Below are 17179 nucleotides of genomic sequence, written 5' to 3'. Positions count from 1 at the left end.
GCTCAGAAGTCCGAATCACCTGCGGCGGCATCGATTTCGGCGAGCAGTGGCGCGAACGGACCGTCGTCACCGACCTGGGCCGACGCGGTCCGGAGCCGTTCGGCCGCGAAGTCGCGAATTCGCCGACGCACCGCGCCCTGCGCCGCCGCCTGTGGATCGGCCTCGAGGTCGGGCCCGAAGCCCGGGACGCCGATGGCGACGTCCACCGTGGAAGCCGATGCGGGCAAATCGGATTCGCCGGTCCAGCTGTCGCCACCCGGACGCAGTTCGGTCAGCAGCTCACCACGCCCGGTGTCGACGCGGGCCCACGGCCGCAGATGCTCGGGCACCCCTGCGGGCAGGTCCGGATGAGCCGCCACGGCAATGGCGACGGTGGTGACCCCGGCCGCCCGCAGGACCTGCCAGGACACCGCGGATTCGGAGGCGTCGACCAGGCCGGGCGGGCACCGCCGCCAGTCCCAGCCACCGGTGCCGCGGGCGAGCACCATGGCGGCGCCGATCCGGTCACCGTCACCGGCCGCGAGCGCGTAATCCGAAGCCCGCAGCGAGGATTCGACAGGTTCCCGAACCGGTGGCGGGACCGCGTCGTCCCCGTCGACCAGCGACTCGCACTCCTCGGTCAGCAGTGCGATATCGCGATCGAGCAGGGCTTGGTCGAGCGCGGCGATGCCGTCCAGCACCGAGACCGGCCACCAGCGTGACGCCCAGTGCGCGTACGCGAGTCTGCGGGCACTCGCCACCAGCGCGGGGAGCCCGGGGGCCGTCGCCGCTTCGGTCAGGCGGCGCTGACGGGAGTCTGCGGGGAGGGTTTGGGGCCCGCGATCGACAGCGTCGGCACCGTAAACCCCGTCGTCCACACCGGTCGGCTCGTCGAGGGGAGTATCCGGACCGGTTGCGGCGGTATCGAATTCGGCGAGATCCCTGTCCAGTTCGCGGGCTCGCGGCCGCACGGCGTCGAGCGCGGTGGCGACCAGCTCGCCGTACAGGGCCCACACCCACTCCTGGGCGGCGTCGACATCGTCGATGATCGCTACGGGGAGTTCTTGCGCGGCAAGGACATTCCAGGTCAGGAGGCCGCCGAGTACTTCCAGCACCATGACGCCGGGTCCGGCGGGCGCGACGGCCGGGGTTCCGGCCGGGACGATCGCGCGCACAGCGTCGGGCCAGCGCTCGATGGTGACGGTCGAGTGCGTCATCCCGCCCTCGATTCCAGGGCCTCGGGCTCGGCGGTCGCGGTGGCGGCCAGGGCCTTCTTGACCCGCATGCGGTGGTCCAGGATGACCGAGCGTGCCACCCCGTCGAGGAGGTCCCAGAGCTCGTCGGCCGCGTACACCGGAAATTCGCGCACATCCCGGCCATGCAATCGCGGCCACAGCCTCCGCAGGTAAGGACGCCACGGCACCCGCAGATCGGCGGCGATGGCACCCAGCGGCCCGTCGACGGCGCCCACGTGCACCGCCATCCGCCGGGCCTGCAAGACGTAGGCCTCGCGTTGCCAGCGCCCGTTGATCAGCCGGGCTGCCGCGCCACCGGCGGCGGGGTCCTCCGAATCTGTCGCGGCCCCGGGGACTCCGGTGGTGATGCCGGGTGAGCCGGCCTCCGCATCCGGTGCACCTGCTCGGGCCTGGGGCGGAACCACGCTCCCGCCCTTGCCGTTCGGCCCGTGTCCGCGGTGGTCGCCGAGCGGCCGCAGGGCGACCGCGAGCCTGGCTCCCGCGGCCGCCGCCACCCGCAGCGACTCGTCCAGCAGCGCCCAAGGCGAGCAGGCGCGCGCGATCTCGGCGTCGACGAGCTCCGGAATCGGGGGCAGATCGGCGCGTTCGCTGGAGGCCTGAAGGACGGTGAAGACCCGCTCGTGAATGGTGCGGTCGAGCGGTAGGCCGAGGGTGGCGGTAGCGGCCGACGCTCCCACTCCGGGCGGTTGCGGCAGCGGGTACAGGGTGAGTCCGAGTTCCTGTGCGGTACTGCCGATCCCACCGTCCCAGAGCCGAATCCCGGTGTGCGTGCCCACGGACGCCGCGACGGCGTCGTCGAGGTCCGGCTGATCGTTCGCATCGTCGAATCGGGTTGCGGCGCAGGCGTCGACGAGTTCGCCGAGCAGATCCGCGTGATCGGGGACCTCGGTCAGCGGGCGTCGCCGCCACGCGGTGTCGATCAGCTCGGCCACCTCCCCGGACCGCTCCGGTTCGGACAGGTACTCCCGCAGCGCCTGGGTGGTGCGTCCTGCGGTGACCCCGTGGATCTCGCGCAGCGCCGCTTCCGCGGCGGGCCGGTCCCGCACGGGATCGGGCCGACCCGAGACGGTGGCCAGTTCGAAGCAGCGCTGGAAGTACAGATCCTGCGCATTGCCCTCGGTGATGCGCAGCGCGCGCCGGGTCTGCTTGAGCAGTGTGAACCAGGCGGCGGTGGCGGCGAGGACGTCGGCGGCGGCGTGGACGCGGGCGGCGAGCAGCACCGCGCCGTCGGCGGTCAGCATGGCTCCGGCGCAGGCCGGGTGCTGGACGGGCCGGATCACCAGGGGATCCAGGATCAGCTTGACGGTGCGGCGGAGGGGCCCGCCGTGGGGTCCGCTCAGGGGTTCGACACCGGCGAGGCGGTGCCAGACCTCATCCAGCACCATGGCCCGCGGTCGTCGCATTCGCCCACGTTATCGCAGTTTCCCCGGCCCGCGCGCCCCGGAAGTTGGGATCGGTAGGCCGGGTTCCGATTCCTACTGTTCTGGCATCGGTTCCACCCCGGAGCCACCATCACGAGAACGAGGAATGACCATGAACACCAAGCCGATCCGCCTAACCACCGCCGTCCTCGCCGCCACCGCCGCGGCCGCGCTGCTGGTGACCGGTTGCAGCTCCAGCGATTCCAAGTCGGGTTCCCCCACCACCGCCGCGACCTCCGCCGCGCCCGGCTCCGCGACTCCCGCCGGCGGCGCGTCGTCCGCGTCGGTGGACGGCAAGGCGATCAGTGGCAAGTTCGACACCACCTGCGTGAAGCAGGCGGGCACCCTGGCCCTGGCGCTCGCCGACCAGAGCAACGCCACCTACGGCACCCTCGCCGCCAGCGCCACCATCACCGGCGACGACACCGTGCAGGCGGTCGGCATCACCGGCACCAAGGGCGGCGCGAACGGCCAGCCGTACGCGGTGGGTTTCGGTAACGGCATGCCGGGCGGTTCGGCGAAGGTCACCAAGAGCGGCAACACCTACACGGTGTCCGGTGAGGGCGTCGGCGGCGTGGACCTGTCGAACCCGATGGCGGGCCCGAAGACCGAGAAGTTCGAGATCGTCTTCGCCTGCTCCACCATCGTCGGCTGACCCGGCCCGGCCCCCGTTGTCCCCGCTCGTGCCACCGGGCACGAGCGGGGGCGGCAACCACAACGACTTCGCATCAGGAGAAACACATGAAGAACCAAATCCGTTACAGCGTCCTCGCTCTCGGCGTCCTGGCCATCGGCTACTACCTGTGGCACGGCCTCACCGCCGACGACGTCTTCGGCTGGGTGGGCCCGCAGATGGCCCTGCCGATCATCGCCCTGACCATCATCCCGATCGTCTTCGCCTTCACCGGCGACGGCATCATGTCGGCCTTCACCGGCACCAACAGCTCCCAGTTCCGCGACGGCCTGGTGGGTTTGGGCACCGTCGAGAGCGTCCGCCAGACCGGCGTGTATCTCAACGAGCAGCCGCAGGTGCGCATCGACTTCCGGGTCGAGGGCGCCGACGGCAAGGTGTTCGCCTCGCACGCCAAGCTGATCGTGCCGCTCACCCAGCTGGCCCTGCTGCGTCCGGGCGTGGTGCTGCCGGTCCGCTACCTGCCCGACAGCCTGGACAAGGTCGAGGTGGACCTGTCCGGCGACACCTCGGCGGCCCAGGACGCCATGAACGCGGCCATGATCCGCAAGGGTTTCACCACGCCCGCCAAGCTCGATATCGCCCGGCGCGGCACCGCGGCGCAGGCGGTGGTCCGGTCGCTGTCGGTGCCCGGCGAGATCCGGGACGGCTACACCCGTCTGGACCTGGTCCTGGTGGTCACCCGCCCCGACGGCACCACCTTCGAGACCCGCACCGAGAAGTTCCTGCCCCCGACGGCGGTCTCGCTGGTCCAGGTCGGCCGCATCGTGGGCGTCCACTACCTGCCGGAGAACGAACAGGAGGTGGTGCTGTCGCTGCCCGTCAACGCCGCCGGATGATGAACGACCGGATCGAATCCCCCAGAGCCGCAGGCCTTGCCGCCCGCGGCTCTCGTGCTGTGTCAGGAACGTTCGTAGAACCCGTCGATCCGCCCGCGCCCGCAGGCCCGCGCGGCGTCGAGCACCTTGTGCGGTGTGGCGGCGTCGAGCGACCGGCCGCCGGGCAGCGCGACCGGTTCGGCCAGCGCGAACACCTGGAAGACGTAGCGGTGCGGTCCGTGCCCGCGAATCGGCCCGGGCCCCATGTAGCCCCGGCCCCAGCTCGACCGCAGCAGCCGGACGCCCTCGGCGTCGGTGCCGGAACCCAGTGCCCCCGTCGCCAATTCGCCGATGCCAGGTTCGATCAGTGCGAGCGCGTGCACGAACGGCCCGCCGAACGGCGCGTCCTGGTCCTCGACCACCACCAGCAGTCCGGCATGTCCGGCCGGTAGTCCCGACCAGGCCAGCGCGGGCGAAAGATCCTGCCCTCCGACTCTTCTCATGGTGTGCCGGATGTCCAGCCGCGCCTCGTGCGTGAAGTCCGTGCTCGTCACCTCGAAGACGTCGCCCGCGCCCAGATTCGCCCGGCCCCAGGCCAGCTCCGCGGCCGTCGCGCGCCGATTCCGGAGTATTTTCCCGATGACCGCCACGTGTTCTCCTTGCTCATCGGCTGGACTCTGATCACCCCGCCCGGACCGCCGTTTGGCTGCTGGCAGCCCGCGCCTCCGGCCTGACGGCCGCGGCGGTTCACCCGGCGTCACCCGGGGGACGCCGGGGTCGCGCCCTGCTCACCGAGTTCGAGCCGGAACCCGGTGGGGGTGGTCGCGGTGTGGGCACGGAAGAACTTGGTGAAGTTGGCCGGGTCGTCGAAGCCGAGGTGACGGGCGCAGTCGGCGGTGGTGGCGGGACTCTGCGCGAGCAGGCGTTTCGCCTCCAGGGTGACGCGCGCGTTCACGTACTGCTTGGCGGTGACCCCGATGGCGGCTTGCACGGCGCGTGAGAGGGTGCGCGGCGAGTAGCCGAGTTGTGCCGCGTACCAGGACACTTCCCGGGTGTCGGCGTGACAGCGTTCGACCAGGCGCGCGAACCGGCCGAAGAGGTCGGTGGGTTCCGGCGGCGCCGGCAGGGCCGCCGACAGCCGCAGGGTGACCGCGCCGAGCAGGTGCCCGAGGATAGCGGCGTCGGGCGGATCGGCGGCGTATTCCCCGGCCAGATGGTCGAAGGCACTGTCGGTCAGAGCATTGGCGGCCACGATCGGGGGTGTGGACGGCAGCCGTCCGAGCACCGCGGCCGGAACCAGGTCGGAGCGCACCAGCACGAGATCGCCCTTCAGGTCGGCGATGTCGTCCCAGCGGTGCGTCCAGCCGGGATGGATCCAGGCGATGGTGTCGGCGGTGAGTTCGTGTGCCGCGAAGTCGACGGTCAGCCGCCCGCTGCCCGCGGTGCACCGGGCCAGCACGTGGAAATCGCCGCGAATGGTCTCCCGGCCCAGGGCGACGGACATGCCGCGGAGCCGGTCGAAGTCCAGCAGTTCGAGACCGGTGGGGGCACCGGCCCTCGGCGCGTACCGCGGTGTTCGACTGGGTTGTCCGCTTTCGACCATGAGCGTTGCCGAATCTACCGGCCGCCGGTCCTATTTGATGGCGATCGGGCTGATCGGGGTCCCCACCGCACCGGGAATTCGCAAAGCGGGCGCGCAGAGCAGGAAGTCGTAGACGCCGTCCTCGGCGCAATCGCGGGACAGCGCTTCGAGATCCCAGATCTCGCCGAGCGGCATGCCCATGTCCCGCAGCGCGATCATGTGCAGCGGCATCATGACCCCGTCCTCGGGCCGGATCACCTCGACGGCCGGGTTGTCGGCGGCGACGGCGGCGATGTCGTGTTCGTGGAACCATTCCGCGCACCGCCAGCTCAGGCCGGGGCTGCCCGCGAACCATTCGCCGTGCCTGCGGGTTTCGAGGAAGCGGGTCCACCAGCCGGTGCGCACCACCAGGATGTCGCCGGGCCGCAGCTCGACGTCCTGGGCCTCGGCCACCGCGGCCAGTTCCTGCGGGCTGATGACGGCGGCCGGTTCGAGCCGGTCCACGTTCCGGTGCCGGGCCACGTCCAGCAGGACGCCGCGGCCGACCACGCCGCCACCCTCGGCGATCCGCTCGATGCCCAGTTTCGTCGCACCGAAGCTGGTGACCGAACCGGCCGGGTACCCGTTGTAGAGCAGTCCGTCGTAGTACACGTGCGAGATGGCGTCCCATTGCGTGGACGATTGCAGCGGCATCATCAGGTAGTCGTCGTTGAAGCGCATCGGGCCGTGCCCGTACAGTCCGGCGACCTGGGCTTCGGTGGGTCCGCCCCAGCCTTCGAGGTAGCCCGCGAGCTCGGCGTCGCCGCCGTCGAGGGACATCAGGTGGATGGGGTTGCGCCGGTAGCCGCTGGAACCCTGGGGGCCGTAGGCGTCGATGGGGATGCCGAGCTGGATGGCGCGGCCCCGCAGCGCCCGGGTGGCGGCGTAGGCGATGCGGTCCGGTGTGAGGTGGTTCAGTGCCCCGAGCTGGTCGTCGTCGCCCCAGCGACCCCAGTTCCGCACGCGCTCAGCGGCTTTGCGCCATTCCTCGGTCACCGGGCACCTCCATGTCGATCGGTCGCTCGATATCTACCCGGTGCGGCGGAACCTGTCGAGTGAGAGTCCCGGCCGGTCTGGTTGGATGGTCGCGGTGACCAGCGTTCCCTTCCGCCTCATCGGCGACCTGCGTATGGACCGGGTGATGCCGGCGTGGGCCGAGCAGTATCCGCCGTACGACACGGTGGTCGGCTACTCGGATCTGGGGCACGCGTTCCTGATGAGCAGCCGCACCGGCGAGTACGGCATCTTCGACCCGTACAGTCCCGGCGTGAAGGATTACGGCGTCTTCACCGAGGTCACCGATTTCGTCAGCCGGGTCCTGTTCGATCCGAGCGTCATCACCTACGTACTGCAGCCGGGTCATGTCGCCGAGATCCGCCGACGCCTCGGCCCGCTCGACGACGGCGAGGTCTACATCGCCACCCCGTACCCCTTCCTCGGCGGTTCCGAGACGCCGGACGCCTATCAGAAGGGCGGCGTCTGGGTGTTCTTCGATCTGGTGGCGCAGGCGCACGAACAGGATTCGTGAGCAAGCGCTCCGGCTAGCCGGGCCGCACCTGTTCGCCGCGCCGCCAGACCGACCGGGTCAGCGGGACGCCCGGGCGGTACGCGAGATGGATGGCGGAGGGTGCGTCGAGCATGTGGAGGTCGGCCGCGGAGTCCGGGCGCAGCACCCCCACCGCGCCGGGCGCCGACAGATCGTGGGCGAGCGCTTGGGCGCCGCCCGCGGTCGCGGCCCAGATCGCCTCGGCGATAGTCAGATTCATCTGCAGGACCGCGGTGGCCACGCAGTAGGCCATGGAGGTCGTATAGGAGCTGCCGGGGTTGGCGTTCGTGGCGAGCGCGATCCGGGCGCCGGCGTCCAGCAGGCGGCGGGCGGGGGCGAGTGGCTGGCGAGTGGAGAGGTCGCAGGCCGGCAGCAGGGTGGCGACGGTGGTGGAATCGGCCAGCGCGGCGACATCGGCGTCGGTCAGGTGGGTGCAGTGGTCGACACTGGCCGCGCCGTGCTCGACGGCCAGCCGGACACCCGGCCCGGGGCCCAGTTGATTGCCGTGGACGCGAAGACCCAGGCCGCGTGCGCGGCCCGCCGTCAGCACCCGGGCCGACTGATCGGCGTCGAAAGCGCCTGTCTCACAGAAGACATCGGTCCAGCGGACATACGGCGCGACCGCGTCGAGCATGGGTCCGCAGACCAGGTCCAGGTACTCGTCGGCGGACAGTTCGGGCGGGACCACGTGCGCGCCCAGGAACGTGACCTCGTCCGCGATGTCGGCGGCCACCATGGCACAGCGCTGTTCGTCGGCGACGGTCAGCCCGTAACCGGTCTTGGTCTCCAGGTAGGTGGTGCCCTGACGCAGGGCTTCGGCCCGCAACCGCCGCAGGTTCGCGGCCAGAGTGGCATCGCTGACCGCTCGGGTGGCATCGACCGTGGTGCGAATACCGCCCGCGGAGTAGGGGATTCCGCTCATCCGGGCCCCGAATTCGGCGGTGCGATCCCCCGCGAACACCAGGTGGGTGTGGCTGTCCACCCAGCCGGGCAGTACGGCCCGGCCTCCGGCGTCCACATGGTGATCGGCAGCCGGAGCCGTCGCGGTGGGGCCGATCCAGCGCACCAGGTCGTACTCGATCACCAGGGCCGCGTCGCGCAGGACGCCGTACTCCGCCGTATTGGTGGTGAGTTCGCCGATGCCGGTGATGACCGTGGTCTCCGGGTTCATCGCCATAGTGCTCCGATCTCGGTGTCGAGGGCCGCGGCGACATCGCCGAGGGTTCCGTGGGCGCGATCGCGGACCACCCAGCGGCCCGCGACCATGACATCGGTGACGTCGGATGCGGTGGCCGCGAACAAAATTCCGTCCCCGGTCACGCCCGCGGTGCGCGGTGACGCCGTGTCCACGCACACCAGGTCGGCGTCCCGGCCGGGAGCGATCACACCCGGGCCGGTCCATCCCGAGGCGGCGTGTGCGGTGGCGGCGGACAGCAGTTCGCCCGCGCCGAATCGTCCCCGCTCGCCGCTGCGGAGCCGTTCGTGCATTTCCAGGGCCCGCGCCTCGAACCAGGGGTCGATGACGGACTGCCCGTCACTGCCGAGCGCCAGCCGCACCCCGGCGTCGGCCAGCGCCCGGGCGGGCCCGATGCCGTCGCCGAGATCAGCTTCCGTACCGGGGCACAGGCACGCCCAGCCCTCCCCGAGGGCGGTGATATCCCCGGGCGTCAGATGGGTCGCGTGCACCGCGACCGTGCGCGGGCCGAGCGCCCCGGCGGCCGCCAGCAGTTCGGTGGGCGTGCAGCCGTGGACCGCGAGGCATTCCTCGTTCTCCCGCGACTGCTCGGACAGGTGGACGTGCAGGGTCCGGTCCCCCGCGCCGTGTACCACGGTGGGCAGCTGATCCGCGGGGACGGCCCGCACCGAGTGGATCGCCGCCCCGACCTGCACCAATCCCCTTGCCGGGGAGAAGGATTCGAGCCGCTGCGCCCACGCCTCCGCATCGCCGTCGTCGAATCGCTGCTGCGCACCGGTCGTCGGCTGACCGAAACCGCCTGCCAGATAACACACGTCGAGCAGCGTCAGCCGGATCCCGGCATCGGTGGCCGCCGCGACCAGCGCGTGCGAGAACTCGTTGGAGTCGGCGTACCGCTGCCCGTGCGCCGCATGATGCAGGTAGTGGAACTCCGCGACGCTGGTGTAGCCCGCGAGCACCATCTCGGCGTACACCGCGCGCGCCAGCCGGTAATAGGAGTCCGGCTCCAGGCGTGCGGCGACCGCGTACATGCGGTCCCGCCAGGTCCAGAAGCTGCCCCGACCCGACTGGGCCCGTCCGCGCAGCGCCCGATGGAACGCGTGCGAGTGCGCGTTGGCGAACCCCGGCACCACCATGCCGGGCAGCCGGGTCCCGCAGGCCCGTTCACCGCCGGCCACCGCCACGATGACGCCCTCGGCGACATCGATGCGCACCCCCTCCGCCACCCCCGACGGCAGCCACGCGCGCTCACCCCAGTAGGTGGTCAATTCAGGCCTCCCCCAGCGGAATCCGGACGCCCTTCGCCCGCGCGACGGCATCGGCCTCCGGGTATCCGGCATCGACGTGCCGGAACACCCCCGTGGCCGGATCATTGGTGAGCACCCGGTCGAGTTTCTGCGCGGCCAGCGGCGTCCCGTCCGCGACGGTCACCTGTCCGGCGTGGATGGAGCGCCCCATGCCGACCCCGCCGCCGTGGTGGATGGACACCCAGCTCGCCCCGGAGGCCGTATTGACGAGGGCGTTGAGCAGTGGCCAGTCGGCGATGGCGTCGGAACCGTCGGCCATGCCCTCGGTTTCGCGGTACGGCGAGGCGACCGACCCGCAGTCGAGGTGGTCGCGCCCGATCACCAGCGGCGCGCTGACCGTCCCGTCCGCTACGAGTTCGTTGAAGCGCAGTCCGGCGGCCTGCCGTTCGCCGTAGCCGAGCCAGCAGATGCGGGCGGGCAGGCCCTGGAAGGCGACCCGGTCGCGGGCCAGCCGGATCCAGCGGGCCAGGGATTCCTGTTCCGGGAACAGGTCGAGGACGGCGCGATCGGTGGCGGCGATATCGGCCGGGTCGCCGGAGAGCGCGACCCACCGGAACGGTCCCTTGCCCTCGCAGAACAGCGGGCGGATGTAGGCGGGCACGAAACCGGGGAAGTCGAAGGCCCGCTCGTACCCGGCCAGTTTGGCCTCGCCGCGAATCGAGTTGCCGTAGTCGAAGACCTCCGCGCCCCGGTCCAGGAACCCGACCATCGCCCCCACGTGGATGGCCATGGATTCGCGTGCGCGGCGGGTGAATTCGTCGGGTTTGCGGCCCGCGTAGTCGTCCCAGTCCTCGACGGCGACGCCGATCGGCAGGTAGGTCAGCGGATCGTGGGCGGAGGTCTGGTCGGTGACGATGTCCACCGGGACCTCCCGGCGCAGCAGTTCCGGCAGTACTTCGGCGGCATTGCCGATGAGCCCCACCGACAGTGGCCGCCGTGCGGCCTTGGCGGCGAGCACCCGGGTCAGGGCGTCGTCGATGTCGTCGGCGATCTCGTCGAGGTAGCGGGTCTCGACCCGCCGCCGGGCATGGCGCGGATCGCATTCGACGCACAGCGCCACGCCGCCGTTCATGGTGACGGCCAGTGGTTGCGCCCCGCCCATGCCGCCCAGGCCGGCGGTCAGGGTGAGGGTTCCGGCGAGGGTGCCGCCGAAACGCTTGGCCGCCACGGCCGCGAAGGTCTCGTAGGTGCCCTGCAGGATGCCCTGGGTGCCGATGTAGATCCAGGATCCGGCGGTCATCTGCCCGTACATGGTCAGCCCGGCCGCCTCCAGCCGCCGGAATTCCGGCCAGTTCGCCCAGTCCGGCACCAGATTCGAGTTGGCGATGAGGACCCGGGGCGCCCATTCGTGGGTGCGCAGCACGCCGACCGGCTTGCCGGACTGCACCAGCAGCGTCTCGTCGGCGCTCAGGTCGACGAGGGTGCGGGCGATGGCGTCGAAGCAGCGCCAGTCGCGGGCGGCTTTGCCGGTGCCGCCGTAGACGACCAGGTCGCCGGGTCGTTCGGCCACGTCGGGATCGAGGTTGTTGTGCAGCATCCGCCAGGCGGCCTCGGTCTGCCAGGTGCGGGCGGTGAGGGTGCTGCCGCGGGCCGCGCGAACCGTTCTGGTCATGACGAAACCCCTTGTCCGAGAAGGTGATCCATCGCTCCTGAATGCAGGAGGTCGGTGACGGCGGCGATATCGGGTGCGAGATGCCGATCGGGTCCGGGGCCGGGGACCCGGGTGCGGACCAGGTCCCGCAGGGCGCCGGTCACCGGTGCGGGCCGCAGCGGCGCGCGGAAGTCCAAGGCTCTTGCGGCGGTGAGCAGTTCGATGGTCAGCACGGTCGTCAGCCCGTCCACCGCACGGCGCAGTTTGCGGGCCGCCGACCACCCCATGGACACGTGGTCCTCCTGCATGGCGCTCGAGGGGATGGAGTCCACCGACGCCGGGACCGCGCATCGCTTCAGCTCCGACACCACCCCGGCCTGCGTGTACTGCGCGATCATGTACCCGGAGTCGACGCCCGGGTCGGCCGCCAGGAACGCGGGCAGCCCGTGCGAGCGGTGCACGTCGAGCATCCGGTCGGTGCGCCGCTCGGCGATCCCGGCCACGTCGGCGACGGCGATGGCCAGGAAGTCGAGCACATAGCCCACCGGCGCCCCGTGGAAGTTACCGTTGGACTCCACCCGGCCGTCGGCCAGCACCACGGGATTGTCGATGGCGGAAGCCAATTCGCGTTCGGCGACGGTCTCGGCGTGGGTGAGGGTGTCGCGGGCCGCGCCGTGTACCTGCGGTGCGCACCGCAGCGAATAGGCGTCCTGGACGCGCGGGCAGTCCTCGCCGCGATGGCTGGCCACGATCTCCGATCCGGCCAGCGCCGTCCGCATGCGCGCGGCCGACACCGCCTGCCCGGGATGCGGGCGCAGCGCCTGGAGGTCGGCGGCGAAGACGCGGTCGGTGCCGAGCAGCGCCTCCACGCTCATGGCGGCGGTGAGGTCGGCCAGATCGAAGAGCCGATGCAGGTCCTCGATGGCCAGCACCAGCATGCCGAGCATGCCTTCGGTGCCGTTCGTGAGGGCCAGACCTTCCTTCTCCGCCAAGATGATCGGGGTCAGTCCGTGCTCGGCCAGCGCGGGCGCGATGGGTCGCGCGCCGTCGGGGCCGAGCACCGAGCCTTCCCCCATGAGCGCCAGCGCGACCGCGGCCAGCGGGGCCAGATCGCCCGAGCAGCCCAGCGAACCGTATTCCGGCACCACCGGAATCAGTCCGCTATCCAGGAGCGCGGCCAGTGCACGGGCGGTTTCGGGCCGGACGCCGGTGTACCCGGACAACAAGGTGCGCAGCCGCAGCAGCATCATGGCGCGCACCACCTCGGGTTCGACGGGCGCTCCGGCCCCCGCGGCGTGCGAGCGAATCAGCGAGCGCTGCAGGTCGGTTCGCCGATCCGCCGGAATGTGCCGCAGGGCCAGCGCCCCGAATCCGGTGGACACCCCGTAGACGGGCCGGTCGCTGTGCGCCAGCTCGTCGATGTCGCGGCGCCTCCGTTCCAGATCCGCCAGTGCCCGCGCGTCGACGTCCACCCACGCGTGGCGGCGGGCCACCGCCACCACCGCCGCCCGCGTCAGGGGCCCCGCTCCCACCGGTACCCGCTCGGTTCCGATTCGCGTCATGGGCACCATTCTGGCGGGTTGCGGGTAAGCTGCGCGTTTCCCTCTGGCGCGCGCCGCCGATTGTTACCATCGGCGTGGATGTCGAGGGAGGTGCGGTGTCTGAGAACAATCGAGCACCGGTTGGTGTGGACCCGTTCCGGCCCAACCCTGCTCGGGTGTACAACTACATGCTCGGCGGCAAGGACAACTACGACGCCGATCGCGAATACGGCGATCGGATGCTCGAAGTCGCGCCCGATACCCGGGTGACCGCCTGGCACAGTCGGCGTTTCCTGCTGCGTGCCGTCGAGTTGGCCGCCGACGCGGGTATCCGCCAGTTCGTGGATATCGGCGCGGGCATTCCGATCTCGCCGAATGTGCACGAGGTGGCGCAGGAGATCGAGCCGACCTCGATCGTGGCGTCCATCGATTTCGATCCCGTGGTGTTCGCCCACAGCAACGCCTTGCTGACCGGCGCGCCGGGCGTGACGCCGATCCTCGCCGACATTCGCGAACCGGACAAGATTCTCGAATTGGCGCGTATCGAAGCCGGAATCGACTTCTCACAGCCGGTCGCCTTCCTCATCGTCGGCGTCCTGCATTTCGTCATGGACGACGAGAAGCCGTTCGAAGCGGTGGCCCGCCTGCGCGAGGCCATGGCCCCGGGCAGCCTGCTCGCCATCCAGCACGCCTCGACCAATACCCACCCGTTCTTCAAGAACACCGCCGCCACCAATGCCGCGAACAGCCCCGCCCAGCCCGATTTCCGCCCGCCGGAACGGGTGCGGGAGTTCTTCGACGGCATGGAGATGCTGCCCCCGGGTCTGGTCGCCGCCAACGAGTGGCTCGCGGTCGACCCGGGCCCGACCAGTCTCGTCGTCCTCTGTGGTATCGGCCGGAAGCTCTGAGCCGCAGCCCATCCCGATCCCCGGAAGGGAATTACCCACGTGCACACCAAGTTCCGTGCGCTGGCCGTGAGCGCCGCCGCGACGCTGTTGTGCTTCACCCCGGGCGTCGCCCAGGCCGACGACTCGACGGCCGGCCGGTGCCAGGACGTCAGCTTCCCGGTGTCGCAGGGCACGCTGTCGGGGACGCTGTGCCTGCCCGACGGTCCCGCCGACGCGGTCATGGTCCTGATGTCGGGCTCCAACTACAACCACGTCTACTGGGACTTCCCCTACCAGCCGGAGACCTACAACTTCCGCCAGGCCATGAACCAGGCCGGATACGCGACACTGGTGGCCGACCGGCTCGGCAACGGCGCGAGCACCCGGCCGCCCAGTCTCTCGCTGACGGCCACCGCCACCGCCGACGCCCTGCACGTCATGGTGCAGTCGCTGCGCGCCGGACTGGCGGGCAATGCCCCCTTCGCCAAGGTGGTCACGGTCGGGCACTCACTCACGTCGAGCACCTCGGTCATGGAGGCCATCGGCTATCACGACGTGGACGGCGTCGTGCTCACCGGCTACTCGCACACGCTCAGCGTCCCCGACGTGCTGGGGGTGATCAGCAGCTACTATCCGGCCGTCGAGGATCCCGGATTCGCCGGGCGCGGTTACGATTCCACGTATCTGGTCACCCGCCCCGGGGCCCGCGCCGCCGACTTCCACGGCCTGAACCCGGATCCGCGGGTGGTCGCCCTCGACGAGGCCACCAAGGAGACTTTCTCCCTCACCGAGTATCCCGACGGCCTGCTCGCCACGCTGCCCGGCGAGTCCAGCCTGATGACCGCCCCGGTGCTGTTGGTGGACGGGAGCCGCGACCGCATGGTCTGTGGTCCGGGCTTCAGTGTCTGCGCCGACAGCGCCACCCTCCAGGCCGCCGAGAGTCCCTACTTCTCACCGGCCGCGAAGTTGCGCGCCTACGTGCTGCCCGACAGTGGTCACGCCATCAACCTGGCCCCGAACACCCGCGACTATCACGCCGTCGTCGTCGATTGGATGAAGTCGGTCGTCGGCTGAGGCCGAATCAGCCCGGGCTGAGGCCGAATCAGCCTGCGGCGGCGAGGAAGCCGGCGCGAGTGACCAGAGCGTCGGCGATCGGGCGCGGCCGGCGGCCCAGGCCGCACGCACTGGCCACCCCGTCGACCGGACGACCCAGCGCCTTCTCGACAATCCGCAGCGTCTCGATTTGCGCTGCCTCGGTGGGGCTTTCGTGGACCAGCCCGGCGTGGAAGCGGGCGCCCGCGGGCAGGTCCAGGCCCGCGAGGGGCGCGTAGAAGGCAGGATCCGTGGACGGCGGGATGTCTCCGGCCGCCAGCGGGCCGTGGATGAATTCCAGGGTTCTTCCCGAAGGCCACTGCCGGGCAATCGAATTCGCCAGCGCCACCAGCGGTCTGGTATCCCGCAAGGTGGTTCGCGCCTTGTTGTTCATGCTGCCCAGGCACAAATGGACGCCGATGCGGGTCCCCGGCGGTGTCGCCGCGGCCATCTCGGCGATGCCGCGACCCAGGCCGGCCGCCGCCTCCACCTGCCGGTGCAGGGGCTGGGTCGTGGCCATCAGCACCATCTCGGCGGTCGCCTCGAACTGCACGACCACGTCGTCACCTGCCAGCGCGCGAATGGTCTCGATATCGCGAATACTGGCGTCCTGAAATGCTTTCCGATGCTTGCGCACGCCGCACCGGCCCATGGCTATGAACGCCAGGGTGAAGGCGGTGGGCATCCCGATCTGCAGCGACAGTCCGGGCAGATCCCGTTCCGCGCGCAGGGCCCGGAAGATCGGCATCGCCTCCTGGGCCTCGGCCAGGTACCCCAGTTCCATCATGCCGCCGGTCAGCTCGACGCCCCGGGCCGCACGGTGGATGGTGCGTTCGTGACTGGAGAGCCAGGTGCCGCTCCTCTTCACCTCCAGCGCACCCTGGGCGACCAGGTCGTCGATGATGGGCTGGATGTACCACTCGTAGCGGCGGGTCTCCCCGGTGGGCAGGGTGCGTAACCGCGGGCCCGCACCGTCCAGCATCGCCCGCATCGCATCGCCGGTGCTCTCGGCCGGAAAGCTCCCAACGAAGTGCACATTTCGCGCGCCCATACCGTGCATCGTAGATCTTCGATCACGTTTCTCGATGGGTAGGTCGCGGATCTCGGTGTGGAGTATCGTCATTCGCCAGAAGATGGCCGGAATCGAACCGCTCAGGGGATTTCCGCACGTGCGCACCTCATTACGGACGTCGGCCGTGTGCGCGGCCGCGACTCTGCTCGCTCTCGTCACCGGTCCGGCCCACGCGAGCGAACCCGCATCGGACCGTTGCCAGGACCTGACCTTCCCGGTGCCGCAGGGGACGGTGGCGGCCACGCTCTGCCTGCCCGACGGGCCGACCGACACCGTCATGGTCCTGATGTCGGGCTCCAACTACAACCACGTCTACTGGGACTTCCCGTACCAGCCGGAGACCTACAACTTCCGCCAGGCCATGAACCAGGCCGGATACGCGACACTGGTGGCCGACCGGCTCGGCAACGGCGCGAGCACCCGCCCGCTCAGCGTCAGCCTGACCGCCACCGCCACCGCGGAAGCCCTGCACGGCATGGTCACCGCGCTGCGGGCCGGACTGGCGGGCAACGCGCCCTTCACCACGGTGGTCACCGCCGGGCATTCGCTGAGTTCGGGCACCTCGGTCATGGAGGCCACCGGCTACCACGATGTCGACGGCGTCCTGCTCACCGGCTACTCCCACACGCTCAGCGTGCCGGACGTCCTCGGCGTCATCAGCACCTATCAGCAGGCCGTCGACGATCCCGGATTCGCCGGGCGCGGTTACGATCCCGGCTACCTGGTGACCCGGCCCGGCACCCGCGCCGCCGACTTCTACGGCCTGGACCCGGATCCGCGGGTGGTCGCCCTCGACGAGGCCACCAAGGAGACCTTCTCGCTCACCGAATACCCGGACGGCCTGCTCTCCACCCTGCCGGGTATGTCCAGCTTCATCTCCGCGCCCGTGCTCATCGTGGACGGCAGCCGCGACCGCATGGTGTGCGGCCCCGGCTTCGGCACCTGTACCGACACCGCGACCCTGTACGCGGCTGAACAGCAGTACTTCTCGCCCGCCGCACGACTGCGCACCCACGTGGTGCCCGACAGCGGCCACGCCGTCAATCTGGCCCCGAATACCGGCGGCTACCACGCCGTGGTCCTGGACTGGATGCGGTCGATCGCCGGCCACTGAAACGGGCGCCGCGGAAATCCGCGATGAGATTCGCGGAGGCGATGGCTA

General features: G+C 70.7%; 16 protein-coding genes. 6 read left to right on the top strand and 10 right to left on the bottom strand.

Going from position 1 to position 17179, the window contains the following annotated elements; all coding sequences use genetic code 11:
* Nucleotides 1-2 precede the first annotated feature (2 nt).
* Nucleotides 3-1196 carry a hypothetical protein gene (locus ACFRAQ_RS06430; protein ID WP_379094820.1) on the bottom strand — a complete coding sequence of 398 codons (1194 nt, stop codon included), beginning with the start codon at nucleotides 1194-1196 and terminating at the stop codon, nucleotides 3-5.
* On the bottom strand, nucleotides 1193-2620 hold the full coding sequence (locus tag ACFRAQ_RS06425; protein WP_379095858.1) for a hypothetical protein: 1428 nt from the start codon (nucleotides 2618-2620) through the stop codon (nucleotides 1193-1195). The genes ACFRAQ_RS06430 and ACFRAQ_RS06425 overlap by 4 nt, the downstream gene beginning before the upstream one ends.
* Nucleotides 2621-2768: 148 nt before the next feature.
* On the opposite strand from ACFRAQ_RS06425, the gene ACFRAQ_RS06420 reads away from it, so the two are divergent.
* Together ACFRAQ_RS06420 and ACFRAQ_RS06415 are read left to right on the top strand one after the other, a co-directional pair.
* On the top strand, nucleotides 2769-3311 hold the full coding sequence (locus ACFRAQ_RS06420; RefSeq protein WP_379094817.1) for a lipoprotein LpqH: 543 nt from the start codon (nucleotides 2769-2771) through the stop codon (nucleotides 3309-3311).
* 86 nt (nucleotides 3312-3397) lie between these two features.
* Nucleotides 3398-4186 (top strand): hypothetical protein, encoded by a 789-nt coding sequence (locus tag ACFRAQ_RS06415; protein ID WP_357086327.1) that lies wholly within the window; start codon nucleotides 3398-3400, stop codon nucleotides 4184-4186.
* Nucleotides 4187-4248: 62 nt separating this feature from the next.
* Here the strand turns inward: ACFRAQ_RS06415 and ACFRAQ_RS06410 are convergent, their stop codons facing one another.
* From ACFRAQ_RS06410 to ACFRAQ_RS06400, 3 genes are all read right to left on the bottom strand, one after another.
* Nucleotides 4249-4815 (bottom strand): YbhB/YbcL family Raf kinase inhibitor-like protein, encoded by a 567-nt coding sequence (locus ACFRAQ_RS06410; protein ID WP_379094814.1) that lies wholly within the window; start codon nucleotides 4813-4815, stop codon nucleotides 4249-4251.
* A 107-nt stretch (nucleotides 4816-4922) separates the two neighbouring features.
* A complete protein-coding gene (locus tag ACFRAQ_RS06405) occupies nucleotides 4923-5669 on the bottom strand; it encodes an AraC family transcriptional regulator (protein WP_379094811.1) in 747 nt (248 codons plus the stop codon).
* Nucleotides 5670-5798: 129 nt separating this feature from the next.
* Nucleotides 5799-6782 (bottom strand): cyclase family protein, encoded by a 984-nt coding sequence (locus ACFRAQ_RS06400; RefSeq protein WP_379094808.1) that lies wholly within the window; start codon nucleotides 6780-6782, stop codon nucleotides 5799-5801.
* Nucleotides 6783-6876: 94 nt separating this feature from the next.
* Here ACFRAQ_RS06400 and ACFRAQ_RS06395 point away from each other — a divergent pair, with 94 nt between their 5' ends.
* Complete coding sequence (locus ACFRAQ_RS06395; protein WP_379094805.1) at nucleotides 6877-7314, top strand: T6SS immunity protein Tdi1 domain-containing protein; 438 nt, start codon at nucleotides 6877-6879, stop codon at nucleotides 7312-7314.
* Between the two features lie 13 nt (nucleotides 7315-7327).
* On the opposite strand, the gene hutI is transcribed toward ACFRAQ_RS06395, so the two are convergent.
* From hutI to hutH, 4 genes are read right to left on the bottom strand one after another with little or no spacing between them, the layout of a single operon-like run.
* On the bottom strand, nucleotides 7328-8503 hold the full coding sequence (gene hutI / locus ACFRAQ_RS06390) for an imidazolonepropionase (RefSeq protein ID WP_379095855.1): 1176 nt from the start codon (nucleotides 8501-8503) through the stop codon (nucleotides 7328-7330).
* Nucleotides 8500-9795 carry a formimidoylglutamate deiminase gene (locus tag ACFRAQ_RS06385; RefSeq protein ID WP_379094802.1) on the bottom strand — a complete coding sequence of 432 codons (1296 nt, stop codon included), beginning with the start codon at nucleotides 9793-9795 and terminating at the stop codon, nucleotides 8500-8502. The genes hutI and ACFRAQ_RS06385 overlap by 4 nt, the downstream gene beginning before the upstream one ends.
* A gap of 1 nt (nucleotide 9796) precedes the next feature.
* Nucleotides 9797-11446: a urocanate hydratase gene (gene hutU / locus ACFRAQ_RS06380; protein ID WP_379094799.1), complete on the bottom strand. Its 1650-nt coding sequence runs from the start codon at nucleotides 11444-11446 to the stop codon at nucleotides 9797-9799.
* A complete protein-coding gene (gene hutH / locus ACFRAQ_RS06375; RefSeq protein WP_379094796.1) occupies nucleotides 11443-12987 on the bottom strand; it encodes a histidine ammonia-lyase in 1545 nt (514 codons plus the stop codon). The genes hutU and hutH overlap by 4 nt, the downstream gene beginning before the upstream one ends.
* A 95-nt stretch (nucleotides 12988-13082) precedes the next feature.
* Here hutH and ACFRAQ_RS06370 point away from each other — a divergent pair, with 95 nt between their 5' ends.
* Nucleotides 13083-13874: an SAM-dependent methyltransferase gene (locus tag ACFRAQ_RS06370; RefSeq protein ID WP_379094793.1), complete on the top strand. Its 792-nt coding sequence runs from the start codon at nucleotides 13083-13085 to the stop codon at nucleotides 13872-13874.
* A gap of 39 nt (nucleotides 13875-13913) precedes the next feature.
* A complete protein-coding gene (locus ACFRAQ_RS06365; protein WP_379094790.1) occupies nucleotides 13914-14927 on the top strand; it encodes an alpha/beta hydrolase in 1014 nt (337 codons plus the stop codon).
* Between the two features lie 28 nt (nucleotides 14928-14955).
* Here ACFRAQ_RS06365 and ACFRAQ_RS06360 read toward each other — a convergent pair whose 3' ends face one another.
* Nucleotides 14956-15996 (bottom strand): hypothetical protein, encoded by a 1041-nt coding sequence (locus tag ACFRAQ_RS06360; protein ID WP_379094788.1) that lies wholly within the window; start codon nucleotides 15994-15996, stop codon nucleotides 14956-14958.
* Between the two features lie 34 nt (nucleotides 15997-16030).
* On the opposite strand from ACFRAQ_RS06360, the gene ACFRAQ_RS06355 reads away from it, so the two are divergent.
* The gene (locus ACFRAQ_RS06355; protein WP_379094785.1) at nucleotides 16031-17131 is read left to right on the top strand and encodes an alpha/beta hydrolase; all 1101 of its coding nucleotides are present in this window, start codon (nucleotides 16031-16033) and stop codon (nucleotides 17129-17131) included.
* Nucleotides 17132-17179: the final 48 nt, after the last annotated feature.

The organism is Nocardia sp. NPDC056611 (genome assembly GCF_042792755.1).
GTDB lineage: Bacteria > Actinomycetota > Actinomycetes > Mycobacteriales > Mycobacteriaceae > Nocardia.
This window is presented reverse-complemented; position numbering and strand designations above follow the sequence as displayed.